This is a genomic window from Carboxylicivirga mesophila (genome assembly GCF_018271975.1).
Taxonomy (GTDB): Bacteria; Bacteroidota; Bacteroidia; order Bacteroidales; family Marinilabiliaceae; genus Carboxylicivirga; species Carboxylicivirga mesophila.
Window position 1 is genome coordinate 25,109 of sequence record NZ_JAGUCN010000030.1, and the last position, 18,243, is coordinate 43,351.

Consider the following 18,243-nt stretch of genomic DNA (forward strand, 5'->3'; position numbering starts at 1 on the left):
TGGACAGTATGTTAAAACTAGTAAGTAAATTTATCCTGATTGCAGTGACAATAAGTTATCTTGCAAGTTGCAACACCAAAGCACCAGAACCACTACAAATAAGTCCATTACCTGTTGATGCATTTATTGATGGCGATATCCTTATGGGGTCATCCACCTTAAATGATCCCAAACGTTTTATATGGGGAGGCAGTGTTATAAAAGGCGATGATGGCCGTTACCACATGATTTATAACACCTGGGAATGTGGTGACTCCATTCCACAGTTTACCGATTCATGGGTGTTGCACTCAAAGCTGGGCTATGCAGTTTCGGACTATCCGGATAAAGGCTTTGAGTTTCAAAAGATCATCCTGCAAGGCAGACGATTTAAAGGCGACACCACTGCCTGGGATGCACAAATGGTGACTAATCCTCACCTTAAAAAGTTTAACGATAAGTACTACCTGTATTATGTTGGTTCCAGGGAGCCTGGTGTTCAACCAGAAGGTTCGAAGGGGGAACACCTCAATCAGCGCAACCGTATTCAACAGATGCAATGCATTGGCGTAATTGAGTTTGATAGTTTCGAAGACCTGATGGCAGGTAACTTCAGGCGCCCGGACCAGCCCATATTGCAACCTCGGACACGCGTTAAAGCCGATAACATTGTGCATCCATCGCCAGAAGGCACAGTGGCTAAACCCGATAATATTATTGTGGTGAATCCATCGGTGGTACAACGTCCATCCGACGGTAAATACCTCTTGTATTTCAAAGGCAATATCTATGACCCCCATTGGAAAGGAGTTCACGGCGTGGCAGTTGCAGATAGTCCAATGGGGCCTTTTCAACCAGGCGACAATGTGATTTTTGAAGTTATGATGGACGATGGTAAAATTGCCTCAGCCGAAGATCCGTTTGTGTGGTACCACCAAAGAAGCGAACGATTCTATGCTGTTATCAAAGACTTTTCAGGACAAATAACTGGTGCAGAGCCCGGGCTGGCCATACTGGAATCAAAGGATGGCATGAGCTGGACCCAACCCGCCAATCCTTTCTTTATGAAAAAGGAAGTACAACTAAAGAGTGGTGAAGTGGTGAAAGTAAACCGACTAGAACGGCCTCAGCTCTTGCTGGATGAAGAAGGTAATCCATTGGTATTATATGCGGCCTGTTCGCTGGTTAACATCAACCCACGCCAGGACGGCGCCTCATTTAACATCCAGATACCACTTAACATTAAGTAGAATCAAGAATAAATGAAAAATAACATTCATGACTATCCTCACTATACAGTGCAACTATTTTAATGTCCGGATGGTTATGGTTTAAAAGAGGATAATGACAATCAAAATAAAACAGTATCTCATTTTAATACCATGCTTGCTAATGGTAGCCTTATCGTGTAAACGTCAGTCCACAGTTATCACCTTTGAACTGGATATGCGACCAGCCATTGCTGAAGGTTGGTTCACTCCGGATGAAGACCAGGTTGGATTACGCGGCGACCAGCAACCCCTTAGCTGGTCAGAGACCTGTATGGCTAATGCCACCAATACTTATGGTATCTATTCACTTAAAATGCCTTTCTCAATAGTGGGCGATAGCCTTGAACTCAGTTACAAAATAAAAACTGAGGGAGCAGGACACCCGGAAGAAGGCTGGCAAACCGGTCACAATCATCGTTTAGTGTTATACAAAGGCCAACAACAAACCGTTAAACTATCCTGGAATACTCAGGCACCTGAACCTTCTTCGAGCATCACAGGCCATGTGGATATATTGCGCCAATTTGATAGTGGTGCGCTGGCCAGCAGAGATATTTTTATATACCTGCCACCTGGCTACCACCACTCAAACCTACATTACGATGTATTGTACATGCACGATGGTCAGAACCTGTTTGATGCCACCAGCATCGGTCAGGAATGGGGATTAGATGAAGCAGCTGAGGATATGATAACTTCTGGTAAAATAGCTCCATTAATCATTGTGGGTATTGGTAACACCTCCAATCGCATTGATGAATACACGCCAACACGTCAGCACTGGTCATATACCTTCATAAAAGCAGACGGCAATAACAATGAAGTAGCCGGCCATTATCAGACTGATACCGGCGAGGAACTTCAAGTAAAAAAACAATCAGACACATTATGGGTCATCATACCGGGAAGTGATGAATGGCAGTCACTGGAAGCCCAATCTGACACATCGTATTACCTGCCACGAGCCGGTATTCGCTTTACGTTTCAACAAGATAAACAAGGCTCCACTATTCATGCCAACAAGCCTCCGATGGGTGGACAGGGGCCCATATACGAAGCCTTTATTCTGAAGCAACTAAAACCATATATCGACAGTACTTATCGCACCAATCCATCTGCTGAACACACCTCATTGGGTGGCTCCTCACTAGGTGGTCTCATCAGTCTTTATACCGGATTACGCCATCCCGAAACATTTCAAAACTTGTTGATTCTGTCTCCTTCACTCTGGTGGGATGGTAAAATGATGTTTGATTGGGTGAATACCATTGAACCTTCCTCTCACCAAAGAATTTGGTTATATATTGGTGGAGCTGAAGGAGAAGAAGCTGTTAGCAATGTGAGAGCCATGAAGCAACTACTGATTGATAAGGGCTGGCAATTGCAATATAAAGAAGCCGAGCACGAGCAACACAATGAAACAGCGTGGAAGAAACAGGCTGCTAACATCCTTCACTTCGTGGCGGGCAACAACCAGGAGCAATGAAAAAAGACGATTTAACAAAGGAACTAAGAAGAGAGTTATTATCGAAAGACCTGGCAGCTTTTGAAGAAGCCATTGGTTTTACCGAAGAGGAGTGGCATCAAATAAAAAACGGACTCAACCAACGGGAAGCCGGCATGAAGGCGACACTGAATGCGCAAGCTCCAGCCTTTTCTGTGACAATGATGAATGCGGAAGGTGAGATAAGCAGGTCAACCGTGTCACTGGCCGACTACAAAGGTCGTCCGCTGGCACTGGTTTTGGGCAGCTACACCTGCCCTGTGTTTCGCAGGCACAACAGCCGGATAAACGCCATCTATGAGGCGTACCATAACAAAGCAGCCTTTCTGCACATTTACGTATACGAAATGCATCCGGTCAATAGCTGGTTCATACCCATTAATCTGCAGGATGATGTGGTGTATGACCAACCAACAACTCTTAGCGGGCGTGCTGCTGTAGCAAGAGACTGGATTAAAGCACAAAACATACGCATGCCGGTGGCTTTGGATGATATGCACAATACTGTGGATGAACTCTATGCCGGTTCGCCGGAGCGGTTATATGTGATTGACAGCGAAGGATTCATTCGGTACCGCTCCTCACAAGGCCCCTTTGACGACCATGAAATTGACCAGTGGGAAGCAGCTCTTCAGCAACTAACCAGCCACCGTATCTAAAGCACCATGAAAAAGCTCTTTTTACTGATAACCCTTATATCAGCATGGCCCTCGTTAATGGCACAAGACTGTTATGAAGATAAAACAATAGAGTACCTCAGCTATGATTTCTCAGAAATCTGGCTCCATAAAACCTTTCAGGGTACAATAGGTGACAACAACCAGCGGATACAAGTGCGCTTCACAGCCATTACAAAGCTCAATGACTCCACCTATCAGGCCGTTGGCAAATCAAAAGTACGCTCCAATATTTGTGATTTTAAAGGTTACCTGCAGCTTTCGAAAATTGAGATTGTTAAAACAACGTGTGACGAGCCCTACAACTCTTATGGCATCATAACGGCCAGTTATTCGCTCAATGAGGATTCTACCCAAAACCACGTGGGGCAATTTACCGGTGTGCTACAAAGCATGTTTGACCAAGCCGAAGAGGGTTTTCAACAGTTTCCTGGCTGGTATAGCGACGAAGGGGTAAATGTGTTTACGGGTACCTGGCAGGAATACGGAAACCCAGCACCAAAATATTGCAGCTGGGGACTGCAAATCCCGCCTTGCCCTCGCAATGACTTATTCAGGCATCTGGAAAATGAATTCTACCTCTTCAATAACCAGTATATTAACCAAGGGTGGCGCTCATATGTGCTGGCTCACCTCAACACCTTCATTATTGTGCCCAAATCTTTTAATGGCGACCTATCCGCATATCCAAAAGAAACCATTACCTTCAGCAATGAAGAGATAAGCCAGAGCCGGGCCATTGAAGAGGAGCAATGGTGGAATCATTAAAACATGCAAATATGCCCTACCTGTTAGCTTTCATTAAAATTGCCATCATCATGGCCATCCTTAGTCTCTTAAGCATCTTTGGTGCCAACTGGCTGGTGGTGCATTCTACAAAGGATAAATTGTACAACGCAAGCAATGAAATTCCGCATAACAAAGTGGGACTGTTACTGGGTACCGGCAAAGTGCTTTCCAATGGCAACACCAACCTTTACTATACCTATCGTATTGAGGCAGCGGTGCGTCTTTACAAGGCTCAGAAGGTGGATTATATTCTGGTGAGTGGTGACAACTCGCGCAAAACCTACGACGAACCCACCACCATTAAAAACGACCTGATTGCCAAAGGTATTCCCGCTGATAAAATAATTCTGGATTACGCCGGTTTCCGCACCCTGGATTCGGTGGTGCGCTGCAAAGAAATATTTGGGCAAAGCAGTATCACAGTCATTTCGCAGCAGTTTCATAACGAACGTGCCATCTACCTGGCCCAGCACAATGGCATCACTGCCGTAGGATATAACGCCAAAGATGTCAGCCGGCGATATGGCTTTAAAACCAAGCTACGCGAGCGTCTGGCGCGGGTTAAGATGCTGCTGGACGTAGCCTTTGGCAAAAACCCGAAGTTCCTGGGCGAACCCATTGAAATAAAATAGTCATCACCAACCTATATTAAATGTATACCCATATCAAACTCCTGCTTCTTCTGTGCCTGGCCTGTATAAGTTGCCGGCAACAGTCTAATAAAGTCAATCAAACTATAGTGGATATCAACTCAGCAGCCGACACTCTCAGCCTGCTGGGTGAAGGCGTTATCTCCACGCCGCTTTATGAACGAGACATCGCCATATCGCCCCAAGGTGATGAGATAGTATACACCCTGGGCGATTACAAACAAACCTGCCGTGGACTGGTAATACTTACCAGAGAAGGCGAACAGTGGTCTGAACCGGCCCTGATGAATATTTCAGGCGAATACATGGATATTGAACCCTTCTATAGTCACGATGGCCAGCGCCTGTATTTTGCATCCAACAGACCTATTTTTAATGACTCCACGCGCAAGGATTACAACATCTGGTATAGCGACAGGCTGAATGATGGCTGGTCGGCACCGGTGGCACTCGATTCGCTTATCAACACGCGTGCCGATGAGTTTTATCCCTCGCTGAGCCGCAATGGCAACCTGTATTTCACAGCAACAAGGCCCAATGGCATAGGGCGCGAAGATATTTTCATGTCGGAACTGATTAATGGCCATTACCAGACTCCAAAGCCCTTGCCAGCAGAAGTCAATTCGGACCTGTATGAGTTCAACGCTTTTATCAGTCCAGATGAAGATTACCTGCTGTTTGGCTCCTTTGGCCGCAGTGATGGATTGGGAGGTGGTGACATTTACATCAGTGAAAAAGACAGCTTAGGTCACTGGACACAAGCCCGCAACCTGGGAAGCCCCATCAACTCAGACAAACTGGATTTCTGCCCATTTGTAGATGCCTCCTCACGCAATTTTTATTTTACAAGCGAACGAAGCGGCAACCAGAAAAGTCCAATAAAAAGCATAGCTGAACTAAAAACTTCTGCCAACAGTCCTCTTAATGGCTTTGGCAATATCTATAAAATAAGCTTCGAAGCCTTAAACGTAAAAACAACGATAATATCTAAACAATGAAAATAAGTGCATTAACATCCTGTTGCGTTGACTTCTTCCCCGAGGAAGAAAAGGTATATGTTGGTGGTAACTCTTTGAATTTTGCTACCCAATGTAAACTGTCAGGTATTGATAATGTATCTGTACTTGGAGCTGTGGGTAATGATAGCTTCGGCAAAAAGATAATTAATCACCTGGATAAGGTTCAGATAGACCAGTCACATCTGCATACCATGGATGCTCCTACCGCATCAAATAAGATATATCTGGATGAGAAAGGAGACCGTTACTTCAAGGCTGACAGTTGGAATGGAGGAGCTTTTGACCTGTTCCGCCTCTCCGAAGATGACTGGGATTATCTACATGACAGCAACATTATTGCCATGCCGGCAGGCGATCCTAACCTTTCGGAGTTGCTGCGCCGGATCCGTAACGAACAACTGGTTGCAGTAGACTTTCTGGATTATTTTGGCATAGATGATATTGCCAGGCACATAGCTAATATAGACATTGTATTTTTGAGCGGTAAAGAAGGCATGCTGGATGGCCTCCAACAAATATCAGAGCAATCGGGCAAGCTAATTGTGGCTACCCTTGGTGCCCGGGGAAGCATTGCTTTTTATAAGAATAGCGTCACTCATCAATCAGCTATTGAAGCAGATGAGATAATAGATACCACCGGATGTGGTGATGCCTTTCAGGCTGCCTTTTGCATTAATTGGTATACCAACCGCAACATCAAACAAGCATTGAAGGTAGGAGCTCTTGCGGCCAGCAGAGTATTAGGCTTTATGGGAGGTGTGGAATAGTCGTTTCATGCCTTCTACTGCAGCTACTTGTGCATCCATAGTTGTTTTATTTGCTGCAAAAACATCAGCTTCATCAGTAATAATGGTCTGATAACCTTCTTGTTCGAATACTAGGATATACATTTCGGCATCAACCCCTAATACAGTGTAATTACCATCAGCATTGGTAAAGGTATGGTGTACTTCTCTTCAGCGGGCTTCACAGTTAACTGAACACTTTCCAAAGTGTATTCAGCACCCTTCAAGTGCCCTACAAAGCGTCCTGTGGTTGACAAGCTAGCAGATTAATGACCGCCAAATTGTATTTAAAATGCGCATAATGTATAATTTCAAAAACTACAATGGCTTGCTAATTATCCATCCCACTAAATGGTAATCATTGTTTCTGCATCTGTTTTTAAAACATGCTGATGTTTCAATAAAAACATAGTGACGTTTTACTTAAAACATAAGCACGTTTTTTCAGCTCATTAATCGCTATTGATAATCAAAAACTTACAACAATTAAAAATCCTCCTGTTTTTACCGCTGATAAATCACCTCCAAAAACACCTCAATACGTTGCGATAATCACTTACCTCCAGCCAGGCAGATATTTATCGACCTCAACGCAAGAAATATACCCCATCAGTAAAATGTATACATCAATCAGGAATATATTTCAATTAGTGTATTGACAGTGCTCTACTTTTGAATTATCAATTGCATAACACTTAAAACAAACAATAATGAAAGATTTCACATTTTACAATCCCACTCGCATTGAGTTTGGGCAGGGAAAAGAGAATAACATTGGCCAATATGTCACAGAATATGGCGTCAGCAAGGTATTGATCGTTTACGGTTCGGAGCGCATTAAAAAATCCGGCTTGTTCGACCGCGTGGTGGCTTCATTACAAGAAAAAGGCATTAGCTACGAAGAGCTGGGCGGCGTTGTGAGCAATCCGGTTTTGAGCAAAGTGCACGAGGGCATTCAGCTGGCCAAGGAAAAACAGGTGGATGGAATACTAGCTGTTGGCGGTGGTTCGGTGCTCGACTCAGTGAAAGCCATTGCGGCCGGTGCCAAATACGATGGCGATGTGTGGGACTTCTTTGTATTTAAAGCTTTTGTGCAGGAAGCTCTGCCGCTCTTCTCCATTATTACCCTGGCCGCCACCGGTAGCGAAATGAACAATGGCGGGGTAGTCATGAACGAAGCCACCAAAGAGAAATTTGCCCTGATGGCTCCAAGCTTATTCCCTAAAGTATCAGTGATGAGCCCTGAGCTGCAATCAACCGTTACGCGTGAGTACCTGGTGTATTCAGCCGCTGATATATTTGCCCACTGCCTCGACCTGTATTTCTCGGCTTCCTATATACCCACATTCATCAAAGGCCATATCGAGAATATATTAAGGACCGTTATCAGAACCACCGAAATATTACTTGAAGAGCCGGATAATTATGAGGCCCGCGGCGAATTTGCATGGGCAGCCACACAAGCCTTAAATGGTTCAACCTTTACAGGTGTTGAGGGTAACTCTTACGATACGCATATTGTGGAGCATGCCATGTCGGCCTTGTTTAACATTGCCCACGGAGCAGGCTTGTCCATTGTGTTACCAGCCTGGATGAAGTGGCACAAACAGCAAAACATGGCCCAATACGAACGCTTCGCCAGAGAGGTATTTGGCGTGGAAGGTGCCGATGCTGGTATACAAGCGCTGGAAGACTGGTTTAAGCAAATTGGGACACCCGTTAAGCTGGAAGAAGGCAACATACCACGCAGCGCCATTACCGATTTGGCTGAAAATGCCCATGGACTGGCTACCAACTGGGGTGTTGGCGAAAAGTATACAACACAAGTCATCGCCGAAATATTGGAGCTAGCCTAAGCACTGCTAGTTATGAAGAACTTGTCCGAAAATTAAGATAGGCAATTTCAAAACTAACATTATCACCTCATCCCGGCCTTTCCGCTTTGGCGGAATAAATCCTCCCAAGGAGAAGGTGACATTATTGAAAAGGCAACTATCTCTGATGTAAGATTATATCTTCGTTGAGGAGCGGTTTCCTCTCCTTGTAGGAGAGGATTGAGGAGAGGTGTTTTCTTACGAATTACAAGTTTACAATTGTCTTTTTAACGTTTCGGACACCCGCTTCTTAAAAATCAACTAAGAACAGTATCAAACTAAAAAAGCAATGAAAGTAATTATAACCGGTTCAACTGGTATGGTGGGCAAAGGCGCTCTTCTGGAGTGCCTCGACAGCCCTTTAGTAAGCAAGGTACTGGTCATTAACCGAAACAGTGTAGGCATTCATCACCCTAAACTGGAAGAGATCATCCACAAGAATTTCAGCGATTTATCGGCAATAAAAGATCGGCTGGCCGGATATGATGCCTGTTTTCATTGCATGGGCATTTCAGCAGTAGGCCTAAGCGAAGCGCAGTATACCGAGATAACCTACACCATGACCAAAGAGTTGGCAGACACGCTCTACAGCCTCAACCCACAGATGGTTTTCAGCTATGTATCGGGCGCCGGTACCGACAGCAGCGAAAAGGGCCGCGTGATGTGGGCCCGTGTTAAAGGCAAAACCGAAAACATGATTCTGAATAAGGGCTTTAAAGACGCGTATGCATTCAGGCCGGGTGCCATACTCCCCGAAAAAGGTATTAAGTCGCGCACCAGCTGGTACAATGCCTTCTACCTGGTTCTGCGTCCGTTTTTTCCCTTGCTCCGAAAGATGAATTCCGTAACTTCAACCACAAAAATCGGACAAGCCATGATTCAACTTGTACAGCAGCCCAGCAATAAAAAAATACTGGAGAATAAGGATATCAATAGTATTGTTGCATAATATGAAGACAATCAACAGGCAGCTTATGAACCACTGGCTTTTAGCAAACGATGAAAAGTAATTTGCTGTTGGCGATATAAATGGCGCTAATATTTAATTTTTTTGACACCATGTAAATCCATCTCATTACTCATATCTCACTACTCACTTCTTAAAAATACACTACTGACTATTAACTACTGACTAAAAACATGAAAGATATTATCCACATAAACAGCATTGCCGAAGTACACCAGCACATGGGACTTGAAGCCCCCGGGCATCCATTGGTAAGCATTTATAAACATGATGAAATAACTCCCAACCATGAATTCAAGGGGAAGAACCTTTCCATTAATTTGTACCAGGTGATGTTTAAGATGTGTAAGTCAGGCTCCCTCTCCTATGGCCGCAGCAGCTATGACTATCATGAGGGAACCTTAATATTTATGGCGCCTGGTCAGGTCGTTAATTTTGGTCATGAAGAAGAGTGGGACAGGAATGAGATGAAGGGTGGCTGGTCGCTCAACTTTCATCCGGATTTGATACGCCGCTCGCACCTGGGGCAACACATCGATAATTACAGTTTCTTTTCGTACGAGGTAAATGAAGCCTTGCACCTGTCGGATATGGAGAAGCAAACCATTGGCGAGATACGGGATAAAATTATCCACGAATACAGCGCCAACATCGACAAGCACAGTCAAAAGCTGATTATCTCCAACATTGAGCTGATGCTGGATTACTGCACCCGCTTTTATGACCGACAGTTTTACACACGCGAGAATTTAAATAAGGATACCGTCAGCCGTTTCGAAAGGCTCTTAAAAGAATACTATGCCTCGGAAAAACCGCTTGAAACAGGCCTGCCCACAGTCAGATACTGCGGAACAGAGCTTAACCTGTCGGCCAATTACCTTAGCGACCTGCTGAAGAAGGAAACCGGAAAAAATGCCCAGGAGCACATTCATAATTTTATTGTTGACAGGGCCAAAACCAATCTGCTGAACACCACCGAGCCCGTAAGCCAGATTGCCTACTCACTGGGTTTTGAGTATCCTCAGCATTTCAGCAAAGTGTTTAAGAAGAAAACAGGTGTAAGCCCTGCCGAGTACCGTCACAGTAATTAGAACGGCCTGTTATCTGATAGAGGCTTTGGGGTATAATTACCTGTTTAATACGAAATAGGACATCTAAACAGCAAGCGCAGATAACAAAACAGGGAACCCTGTTGGATTCCCTGCATATCTTATAAACCAATAAAGTTAACGCTACTCAGTAATCTCTACTGCCGCCACTTGTGCATCTACAGTTGTTTTATTTGCAGCAAATACTTCAGCTTCATCGGTGGTGATGGTCTGATACCCTTCTTTCTCGAATACCAGGGTATACATACCTGCATCAACCCCTAACACAGCGTAGTTACCATCAGCATCGGTAAAGGTAGTGGTGTACACCTCTTCACCCGACTTCACTGTTACCTGAACTCCTTCAACCGGCACTTCTTCAGCATCCTTCACATGCCCTACCAGACGACCTGTAGTTGACAGATTAGCAGCCTTAATAACCGGCGTAAAGTTAAACCCCTCAATACCAGCAGGTGAACTTATATCACCATTAAGTACAAATGATTTGCTTACATCCAAATCAAGCAGTAGTTCAGCAGTTAAGCCTCCTTTTACCACCAAGGCAGGACTAATAAATACCTTGATACCCGTTTCGGCACCACTCGGTATTTTGAGGGTGTACTCGCTGCCATCTTTCAGCTTGATGCCGGCATCGCTTACATACAGGCGTACCAGATCATATTCCCCGGCCTCAATAGGCAGGTCAACCAATCCGGCTGTTACGCCATTGGTCAAATCCAGCATGTTAAAGTCCATCACCTCTTCGCTTAAAGTGATAAACGGACTGCCCTGTGAATCATCTTTCTTCCTGATTTCAATTTTGTTAATCGTTACGTTCGCCTCGGTCACCAGGTCCGTTGGAAATGGTGCATCAGTCAGGTGAACCTTTAAGGTTCCGTTTGCAGGTACCTCATCACTGCTGCAGCTAAAGAATAAGCCCGACAGTAAAATTGCCATGATGGCAATCAATTGTTTTCCGTCCATAAATTGTGAGATTTAAATTATGTTATCATCTCGCAAACGTTAAAAAAAGATCAAAGGTTTCATTTTTTTACCATAAATTTTCAACAGGCTTATAAACAAGCCCCAGAAATATCAATGCTATATGATGGGTAATAACACAATGGCAATACTCAACAAATAGCCTGAATGAATGGTTAATAAGAGTAATCAGAACTAATACACCGGAACATGATCAATAACCGCTATGTACTTATACTTTTACTACATTTAATGCTATGGCAGGCCAGCGCCCAAAACAATGAGCATGCCTCACACCATCACCACCACAGGAGTGAGTTAGGTATAGCCAATGCACCAGTGTATTTTGTGAATGAAAAAGAACTCGCTTATGGGCTTCACTTGCACTACATACGCATGAAGCCCCATTCACCCTTTGGTATAGGTCTGGGGTATGAGCGAATTTTCGATGACCATGGACATAACACCTTTGGCATAGTAGGTTCGTACCGACCAACTGACAGACTTGTTATTAATCTGTCGCCAGGCATCACCTTTGAAGACGGAGAGAGCGACCACAGTGCATTTGCCCTGCACTTTGAAACCTCGTATGAGTGGGAAATTAACAACCTACATATTGGCCCCGTGTTTGAAGCAGCCTACGATCCGGAAGATATACATATCAGCCTTGGCTTGCATATAGGTATTGGTTTCTAACCGTGGTCAACTATCCTATTCAGACCATACCTGGCTACAACTCCTGGCTTCTCAAAGCATACAATTATTTGCTTTACCCATACACAGAAATATCCTGAAGACGGCTATAGTCCAGAATCGTTATCTTCTTCCCATCACTTTCTACGATGCCTTGCTTTCTGAAGTCGGCCAGATTCTTTAACACACTTTCTTTTGAGAAGCCAATCACCCTGGCCATTTCACTCCTGGTGAGGGGAATTTCAAAAGTATTTTGCCCATAGTTTTTTACAAACTCACTTAACAAAAAGGCCAGTGCCCCTGCCGAATTACGTTCTGTGAGCTTCATGTGCCAGTTAAGAAAATTTTCATTGACCATGGATATGTACTGGATAAAAGACATGGAAAAGCGCGGGTTACTCTCCAGAAGCCTGGTAAACAACTGATAATTGATGATGAGCACCTGGCAATCACTCAACGCCCGGGCCGAGAAGCGATAATGCATGGTTGAGTAGGCACAGTTAACACCTATGATTTCGCCTGAAAATAGTAGCATAAGCGACTGCCGGCTGTTTGTATCGTCCAAAGCCAGCTCCACAGTACCAGTCTGCAAAAGGTACAGATCGTGCACGGGCGAGCCTTTTCGTATCACCACTTCGCCCGCTTTAAAATCGAGGATTTGGGCTGAACCAAACAGTTCATCCTTTTCTTCATGTTTAAGCTGTTCAATACAGCTGCTGCCCGTTGGATAGATTATTTCCATATGTGCCAATCGTTAAACAGGTGTAAAATTACACCCCTCATCATGGTTTAATACACGGCCTGCCTCAGCCTGTCCGCCTCCTAAACACATAGCTTTGCAAAAGTATTAAATTAAAAACTATTCAAATGGAAGCAATGGAAGTGCAAACCATCAATTTCAATGTGGAGTCAACAACCAAATCGGGTTCCCAGTCAGAAGTACAAGTTCGCCAGTTTAAGGTGTTGATTGATGAACCCAGCCAGTTGGGCGGTACCGACGAGGCACCCAACCCGGTAGAATACCTCTTGTGCGGTTTAAGCGGCTGCATGCATATCATGGCGTTCAAAGTAGCACAGGAACTGAATATGGAACTAAGCGACCTGAATATAAAAATTACTGGTGAGCTCAACCCCATGAAACTGTTTGGTATGCCCACCGATGACCGGGCCGGCTACCAGGGCATCACCATTGAGCTGCACCCCGTTACCAGTGCCATTCCCGAAACACTTGAACAATGGAAAACCATAATGGCACAGCGCAGTCCCGTATTGGATAACCTCATTAACAAAACACCTATTGAAGTAAAAATAGGGTGAGACAAACGTTAGCACCTACTTTCTAACACTCATTTTAAAGCCCCGGCCTCAACTTACTCTCCTCCATGGCCGGGCAACCTTTAGTCTGATAACAGGCAAAATACATAAGTTCTAAGGAACAATACATTAGACTTTAGCAATAAGCACCAGGCACTCATCCCACCCCTTACACAGAACTCGTAACCCGAAACCTCCAACTCATAATCCTTCGGACTTCGGACCACGAACCTCGGGCCTACTAATCCCCTCTTTCTCTCCATTCATCAATAAACCAACATAATTTATCAACTGCATAGGGCATATTTAACTAAAAATTCTAATTTAGCATACACTAATCGGAAAACTGCTGCCCCTCGCTGCCAGGTGAGGACGAGAATCGATAAAAGGGGGCGGTAAAAACATAAGGGATAATTTTAGGGATGTATGGGTGTGCATGAGGATGGCGTGGTGGTTCTGATAAATGACTGAGCATTGCCAGGTTATTACTAACACACAGAACTACAGGATTGATAGATAAGTAATTGTAATAAAACAACGCAAATAACCTAAAAAATTAAAAATGAAGAAACATAACTTTGTTTTCGCTATTTACTGGTTCCTTTTTATAGCCTTTGCTGTATCGTATGGCTGTTCTGACGATAGCGAAGAACCACCTGTTGTTGATGCCGAATTAGTTGTTTCCCCAGGTATTTTGTCATTTAACGCATCTGATACTGGCTTGCTATACCTATCTGTTCAACCGGCCTCAAAATTTACCTGGCAAATATCATCAGCACCCGAGTGGTTAAACATCTCACCTATGTCAGGTACAGTAAAGGATGAAATTATAGAACTACAGATAACAGCCAAGGCAGAGGGCTTAGGTGAGGGAAACCATTCCGGCCAAATAGAAATTATATCGAACGGTGCCGGCCACTTTAGAGCAACCGTTGTAATGCATGTAGATCCTCACCCGGTAGCTCAAGTAGAACCAGCAAAAGTAGATTTGGGCACTGAGAATGAGAAAAGCATCTTCATCAACAATTCAGGTACAGGTATTTTAACGTGGCAATTAAAAGATGCACCCGAATGGGTTAGCCTTAGTCGCACCGATGGTCGCTCGGGGGAAGACTACGGGACAGAAGTTATCGTTTCGGCTATCCGCAAGGGCTTGCCCGTTGGCGCAAAAACCGGCAGCATGGTATTAAGTTCAAATTCAGAAGAAGGAGATATTACCATTGACCTTAGTATGGAAGTACCTGCTCTGGCACTCATTAGTTCATCCGTTTCGGAAATTACATTTGCACACTCTGTCATCAACCAATCGTTTTATGTCAGAAACGAAGGAAATGTGGATGCTAATTGGGAATGGAGTATGAACGAAACTTTTCTATCAGCGGATATCACGGAGGGAACCATTAATCCTGGTGATTCGGCAAAAGTCACACTCACGCTCGACCGCTCTCAATTAACCGAAGAACAATATAGTACAGAAGCTACACTTTCCTGCAATGACGGAAATACCATCAGCTTACCCATTCATATTACCCATTACAATGAAGTTGAATTGCAAATTGATGGTAAAATTATTGATGCCGAATACGACCGAATCAATGATGTGATTATAGCTGTATCTGAAGGGCCTAATGAGCTACGTAAATTTGACCCGGTAACACAAACAATTAGTACTGTTGCATTAAACATGATTCCTAAATGTGTTTCGGTGAGTCAGGATGGTAACTATGCCGCTGTTGGGCACGATGGTCAAGTGGCTTATGTCAACCTGTCTACTATGACCATTGAAAAACATTATGGACTCACAACCAATGCCTATGACATTGTACTGGCGCCAAACAACTGGGTCTATGTGGTACCTGAGTCGAGCCAGTGGGAAAAGTTGAGATGCATCAACCTGGCCACTGGCGTTGAATCGAACCAAACCGGCTACTCCATCCATGGCCGCACAAAAATTAAACTACATCCTACGGGTGACTATATCTATGGTGCTAACAATGGTCTATCTCCTTCTGATTTTGAAAAATATGACATCACAGGAGGAACGGCGGCATACCTGTATGATTCGCCTTACCATGGCGATTATGACTTTAGTGGTGATATCTGGATATCAGAAGATGGCAACCGCCTGTTTGCCAAAAGCCGGAATGTGTTTAACTCATCTGCCACCCAAGCAAATGACATGACCTATAATGGCGCATTATCGGGTGAAGGGTATGTAATGACTTTAGATTATAGTGCGGCAGCCAGTAAGATTTGTGCTGTGTTTACCGAGGGTAGCTACTGGGACCAGATACCAGGCAACGAAGTGCATATTTATGAAACCACCTACCTGGCGTTTCAGGAAACCATGACTCTGCCAGCTTTCCTGGTTCCTGACGGACAAGGTGGTGTTACTAAATTTGAATCGCAAGGCCACTTTGGCTTCTTTAATGCCAGCGGAACAGCCTATTATGTTTTAGTAAAAGCAGAAGCCGGTTCGGGCATGATTAACGAATGGGCTATTACGACAATAGATATAGATTAAAAAGTCCCTTTAGTGGCGCAGATCCAATCTGCGCCACTATTAACCAATTAAACAAAAATAATCACCTTACACACATTATATGGAAACAATTGACAAAGCAAACACATCTTCATCCAAGTACCTGTATATACCGCCAAGCCGTTTTCTGCTGATGAGCATCATCACCGTTGGCCTTTACGAAACCTATTGGATGTATAAAAACTGGAGCTATCTGCGCCAGCGCGATAATCTGGATATTATGCCTGTATGGCGAGCCATATTTGGCGTATTCTTTATCCATAGCCTATTGAGTAAAATGGAAGATGACCGCGAACTCAGCCAGGTTACTAAAGCTGGGTTTTCGGCTGCCTCCCTGGCCACCGGTTGGCTAATTGTTATTCTATTGGGCAACATCCTTGGTCGCTTCGACGAGTACGAGATTAATGTTCTGGGTTTCATCATCGCATTTCCGTCATTTCTATTTTTTTTACCGGTTCAGAAGCACATCAACCGAGCTAACAGTAAGCTTACCCCCGGCCTTCAATACAACAGCTGGTCAGTTGGCCACACGGTATGTTTGATGCTTGGCCTGCCACTATTTATATTGGTATTGATGGGGTTGTTTGGCGGGTATTAAGTGTAGTGTGGCAGTGCTAGCCTATAAGCAACCCCTCCCGTTCGGCGAAGTTTACAACTTTGCCGACAGTTAATAATAAAGTAGCTGGAAACCATTAACACTCAAAAGTTATATCACCTAATATGCCGGTGATAATCAACCAGCCATTACGAACAATCTATAAGGCCCATTGCCTTAATAAGTAAGAAATCAACAAATGAAGAAAGTTATTATTAAGTCTGGATTCACTTCACATCAGAGGTTCATGCTCATTCTATTTTTTATTTTCTCCTTTATTGTCGGAACAGGAGAGGTTATTGGAATCGCCATATCTGATTCATTGGATCTATATCCTGGAGATTATATTGCATTGTTCCTATTCATCATTTCACCAGGCATACTGATTTTATTATTAAGCAAAGAGGGTATACTAATAAGCAAGGACCAATTATACAACTCTCAATTCATATTTGGCAAACCTTATTTTAAAACAAAAATAGACCTGAAAAACATGAAGGATATTAGTATACTAAACTATAATATGGCTCAACGATTGGTATTCATCTCTGCAGCCAATCCTAACTTCGCAGAAAAGATCCGAGTAAATAAGGTTTTTCTTCTTAATGAAAATCATAGCCAGAAAAGACTTGTACTAACAACAAAAAAAATGGAACATGCTGAGTTACTCGTGAGAGAGATTGAAAATGCATTTGCTCTTAACCATAGCGACTATAATCCACCAACACGAAGACGATGGTAATAAAGCAATACTTGATTCTTAACAAATTAATCTAATCCACCTCATCAATACGACAAATCTCATGAAACAATCAATTTCATTCACCCAGGAAGCCGCCATCGCAGCCGAACAGCAACGATTTATGACAAAAGTTTATGGATGGATGTCTTTTGCACTAATCATTACCGGGCTTGTGGCCATGTGGACAGCGTCTACCCCACAGCTAATCAACCTGATTTTCAGCAATCAATTTGTTTTTATAGGCATAATAGTGCTTGAATTTATATTGGTTGCCCGCCTGGTTTCGGTTATTAAGAGCATTTCGGCCCAGATGGCCACCATGCTGTTTATACTCTATGCCTTCCTCAACGGGATCACCTTGTCGGCTATATTCATTGTATTTACAGAGGCATCCATTGCCACCACCTTCTATGTAACGGCCGGCACCTTTGGCATAATGAGCCTCTATGGTTACTTTACCAAGTCAGACCTAAGCCGCTTTGGCAACCTGTTTTTTATGGCACTCATAGGCTTGATATTAGCGTCAGTGGTGAATATGTTCCTGCATAACGAGCAGCTATACTGGATTACCACCTATGTGGGTGTTTTACTATTTGTTGGCCTAACAGCCTACGACACCCAGAAAATCAAAAAGATGAACATCATTGGGAACGAGGGGACAGAAGAAGATAAGAAAGAAGCCATCATTGGCGCACTAACCCTGTACCTCGATTTCATTAACCTGTTTTTATACCTGCTCAGAATATTCGGGAAAAGGAAGTAATGTTTTAATC

General features: G+C 43.8%; 19 protein-coding genes. 16 read left to right on the plus strand and 3 right to left on the minus strand.

The window, feature by feature from the left end; all coding sequences use genetic code 11:
• The first annotated feature begins 8 nt into the window (after positions 1–8).
• The 7 genes from KEM09_RS19375 (at position 9) to KEM09_RS19405 (ending at position 6,656) form a co-directional block, all read left to right on the plus strand.
• Positions 9–1,229 carry a glycoside hydrolase family protein gene (locus tag KEM09_RS19375; RefSeq protein ID WP_212230913.1) on the plus strand — a complete coding sequence of 407 codons (1,221 nt, stop codon included), beginning with the start codon at positions 9–11 and terminating at the stop codon, positions 1,227–1,229.
• A gap of 94 nt (positions 1,230–1,323) precedes the next feature.
• Positions 1,324–2,736: an alpha/beta hydrolase gene (locus tag KEM09_RS19380; RefSeq protein WP_212230916.1), complete on the plus strand. Its 1,413-nt coding sequence runs from the start codon at positions 1,324–1,326 to the stop codon at positions 2,734–2,736.
• Positions 2,733–3,413, plus strand: a complete 681-nt coding sequence (locus KEM09_RS19385; protein WP_212230919.1) for a deiodinase-like protein — start codon at positions 2,733–2,735, stop codon at positions 3,411–3,413. The genes KEM09_RS19380 and KEM09_RS19385 overlap by 4 nt, the downstream gene beginning before the upstream one ends.
• A gap of 6 nt (positions 3,414–3,419) precedes the next feature.
• Positions 3,420–4,199 carry a hypothetical protein gene (locus tag KEM09_RS19390; RefSeq protein WP_212230922.1) on the plus strand — a complete coding sequence of 260 codons (780 nt, stop codon included), beginning with the start codon at positions 3,420–3,422 and terminating at the stop codon, positions 4,197–4,199.
• 11 nt (positions 4,200–4,210) lie between these two features.
• A complete protein-coding gene (locus tag KEM09_RS19395; RefSeq protein WP_212230925.1) occupies positions 4,211–4,852 on the plus strand; it encodes a SanA/YdcF family protein in 642 nt (213 codons plus the stop codon).
• A gap of 107 nt (positions 4,853–4,959) precedes the next feature.
• Positions 4,960–5,868 carry a TolB-like translocation protein gene (locus KEM09_RS19400; RefSeq protein ID WP_212230928.1) on the plus strand — a complete coding sequence of 303 codons (909 nt, stop codon included), beginning with the start codon at positions 4,960–4,962 and terminating at the stop codon, positions 5,866–5,868.
• On the plus strand, positions 5,865–6,656 hold the full coding sequence (locus tag KEM09_RS19405; RefSeq protein ID WP_212230930.1) for a PfkB family carbohydrate kinase: 792 nt from the start codon (positions 5,865–5,867) through the stop codon (positions 6,654–6,656). Before KEM09_RS19400 ends, KEM09_RS19405 begins: the two co-directional genes overlap by 4 nt.
• Here the strand turns inward: KEM09_RS19405 and KEM09_RS19410 are convergent.
• Entirely contained in the window at positions 6,630–6,779 is a 150-nt protein-coding gene (locus KEM09_RS19410; protein ID WP_212230933.1) for a hypothetical protein, read from the minus strand. The two genes, KEM09_RS19405 and KEM09_RS19410, sit on opposite strands and share 27 nt — an antisense overlap.
• 605 nt (positions 6,780–7,384) lie before the next feature.
• Between KEM09_RS19410 and KEM09_RS19415 the strand changes: the two genes are divergently transcribed.
• From KEM09_RS19415 to KEM09_RS19425, 3 genes are all read left to right on the plus strand, one after another.
• Entirely contained in the window at positions 7,385–8,530 is a 1,146-nt protein-coding gene (locus KEM09_RS19415; protein WP_212230937.1) for an iron-containing alcohol dehydrogenase, read from the plus strand.
• A gap of 307 nt (positions 8,531–8,837) precedes the next feature.
• On the plus strand, positions 8,838–9,497 hold the full coding sequence (locus KEM09_RS19420; protein ID WP_212230940.1) for an NAD-dependent epimerase/dehydratase family protein: 660 nt from the start codon (positions 8,838–8,840) through the stop codon (positions 9,495–9,497).
• A 191-nt stretch (positions 9,498–9,688) separates the two neighbouring features.
• Positions 9,689–10,606 (plus strand): helix-turn-helix domain-containing protein, encoded by a 918-nt coding sequence (locus KEM09_RS19425; protein ID WP_212230943.1) that lies wholly within the window; start codon positions 9,689–9,691, stop codon positions 10,604–10,606.
• Positions 10,607–10,747: 141 nt separating this feature from the next.
• On the opposite strand, the gene KEM09_RS19430 is transcribed toward KEM09_RS19425, so the two are convergent.
• Positions 10,748–11,587, minus strand: a complete 840-nt coding sequence (locus tag KEM09_RS19430; protein WP_212230946.1) for a DUF4382 domain-containing protein — start codon at positions 11,585–11,587, stop codon at positions 10,748–10,750.
• Positions 11,588–11,794: 207 nt separating this feature from the next.
• Here KEM09_RS19430 and KEM09_RS19435 point away from each other — a divergent pair, with 207 nt between their 5' ends.
• On the plus strand, positions 11,795–12,280 hold the full coding sequence (locus KEM09_RS19435) for a hypothetical protein (protein WP_212230949.1): 486 nt from the start codon (positions 11,795–11,797) through the stop codon (positions 12,278–12,280).
• A gap of 73 nt (positions 12,281–12,353) precedes the next feature.
• On the opposite strand, the gene KEM09_RS19440 is transcribed toward KEM09_RS19435, so the two are convergent.
• Entirely contained in the window at positions 12,354–13,019 is a 666-nt protein-coding gene (locus KEM09_RS19440; RefSeq protein WP_212230962.1) for a Crp/Fnr family transcriptional regulator, read from the minus strand.
• Positions 13,020–13,144: 125 nt separating this feature from the next.
• On the opposite strand from KEM09_RS19440, the gene KEM09_RS19445 reads away from it, so the two are divergent.
• From KEM09_RS19445 to KEM09_RS19465, 5 genes are all read left to right on the plus strand, one after another.
• On the plus strand, positions 13,145–13,594 hold the full coding sequence (locus tag KEM09_RS19445; protein WP_212230965.1) for an OsmC family protein: 450 nt from the start codon (positions 13,145–13,147) through the stop codon (positions 13,592–13,594).
• A gap of 559 nt (positions 13,595–14,153) precedes the next feature.
• A complete protein-coding gene (locus tag KEM09_RS19450) occupies positions 14,154–16,115 on the plus strand; it encodes a YncE family protein (RefSeq protein WP_212230968.1) in 1,962 nt (653 codons plus the stop codon).
• Between the two features lie 79 nt (positions 16,116–16,194).
• Positions 16,195–16,731, plus strand: a complete 537-nt coding sequence (locus tag KEM09_RS19455; RefSeq protein WP_212230971.1) for a hypothetical protein — start codon at positions 16,195–16,197, stop codon at positions 16,729–16,731.
• 196 nt (positions 16,732–16,927) lie between these two features.
• Positions 16,928–17,470: a hypothetical protein gene (locus KEM09_RS19460; protein WP_212230974.1), complete on the plus strand. Its 543-nt coding sequence runs from the start codon at positions 16,928–16,930 to the stop codon at positions 17,468–17,470.
• A gap of 61 nt (positions 17,471–17,531) precedes the next feature.
• Complete coding sequence (locus KEM09_RS19465) at positions 17,532–18,233, plus strand: Bax inhibitor-1/YccA family protein (protein WP_212230977.1); 702 nt, start codon at positions 17,532–17,534, stop codon at positions 18,231–18,233.
• Positions 18,234–18,243: the final 10 nt, after the last annotated feature.

What these genes read in the sequence shown, in the direction of transcription:
- KEM09_RS19375 (WP_212230913.1), top strand. Translation starts at nt 9, where the DNA reads ATGTTAAAACTAGTAAGTAAATTTATCCTGATTGCAGTGACAATAAGT.
- KEM09_RS19390 (WP_212230922.1), top strand. Translation starts at nt 3,420, where the DNA reads ATGAAAAAGCTCTTTTTACTGATAACCCTTATATCAGCATGGCCCTCG.
- KEM09_RS19460 (WP_212230974.1), top strand. Translation starts at nt 16,928, where the DNA reads ATGAAGAAAGTTATTATTAAGTCTGGATTCACTTCACATCAGAGGTTC.
- KEM09_RS19425 (WP_212230943.1), top strand. Translation starts at nt 9,689, where the DNA reads ATGAAAGATATTATCCACATAAACAGCATTGCCGAAGTACACCAGCAC.
- KEM09_RS19445 (WP_212230965.1), top strand. Translation starts at nt 13,145, where the DNA reads ATGGAAGCAATGGAAGTGCAAACCATCAATTTCAATGTGGAGTCAACA.
- KEM09_RS19380 (WP_212230916.1), top strand. Translation starts at nt 1,324, where the DNA reads ATGACAATCAAAATAAAACAGTATCTCATTTTAATACCATGCTTGCTA.
- KEM09_RS19415 (WP_212230937.1), top strand. Translation starts at nt 7,385, where the DNA reads ATGAAAGATTTCACATTTTACAATCCCACTCGCATTGAGTTTGGGCAG.
- KEM09_RS19455 (WP_212230971.1), top strand. Translation starts at nt 16,195, where the DNA reads ATGGAAACAATTGACAAAGCAAACACATCTTCATCCAAGTACCTGTAT.
- KEM09_RS19440 (WP_212230962.1), bottom strand. Translation starts at nt 13,019, where the DNA reads ATGGAAATAATCTATCCAACGGGCAGCAGCTGTATTGAACAGCTTAAA.
- KEM09_RS19430 (WP_212230946.1), bottom strand. Translation starts at nt 11,587, where the DNA reads ATGGACGGAAAACAATTGATTGCCATCATGGCAATTTTACTGTCGGGC.
- KEM09_RS19410 (WP_212230933.1), bottom strand. Translation starts at nt 6,779, where the DNA reads ATGTATATCCTAGTATTCGAACAAGAAGGTTATCAGACCATTATTACT.
- KEM09_RS19405 (WP_212230930.1), top strand. Translation starts at nt 5,865, where the DNA reads ATGAAAATAAGTGCATTAACATCCTGTTGCGTTGACTTCTTCCCCGAG.
- KEM09_RS19420 (WP_212230940.1), top strand. Translation starts at nt 8,838, where the DNA reads ATGAAAGTAATTATAACCGGTTCAACTGGTATGGTGGGCAAAGGCGCT.
- KEM09_RS19465 (WP_212230977.1), top strand. Translation starts at nt 17,532, where the DNA reads ATGAAACAATCAATTTCATTCACCCAGGAAGCCGCCATCGCAGCCGAA.
- KEM09_RS19435 (WP_212230949.1), top strand. Translation starts at nt 11,795, where the DNA reads ATGATCAATAACCGCTATGTACTTATACTTTTACTACATTTAATGCTA.
- KEM09_RS19385 (WP_212230919.1), top strand. Translation starts at nt 2,733, where the DNA reads ATGAAAAAAGACGATTTAACAAAGGAACTAAGAAGAGAGTTATTATCG.
- KEM09_RS19450 (WP_212230968.1), top strand. Translation starts at nt 14,154, where the DNA reads ATGAAGAAACATAACTTTGTTTTCGCTATTTACTGGTTCCTTTTTATA.
- KEM09_RS19395 (WP_212230925.1), top strand. Translation starts at nt 4,211, where the DNA reads ATGCCCTACCTGTTAGCTTTCATTAAAATTGCCATCATCATGGCCATC.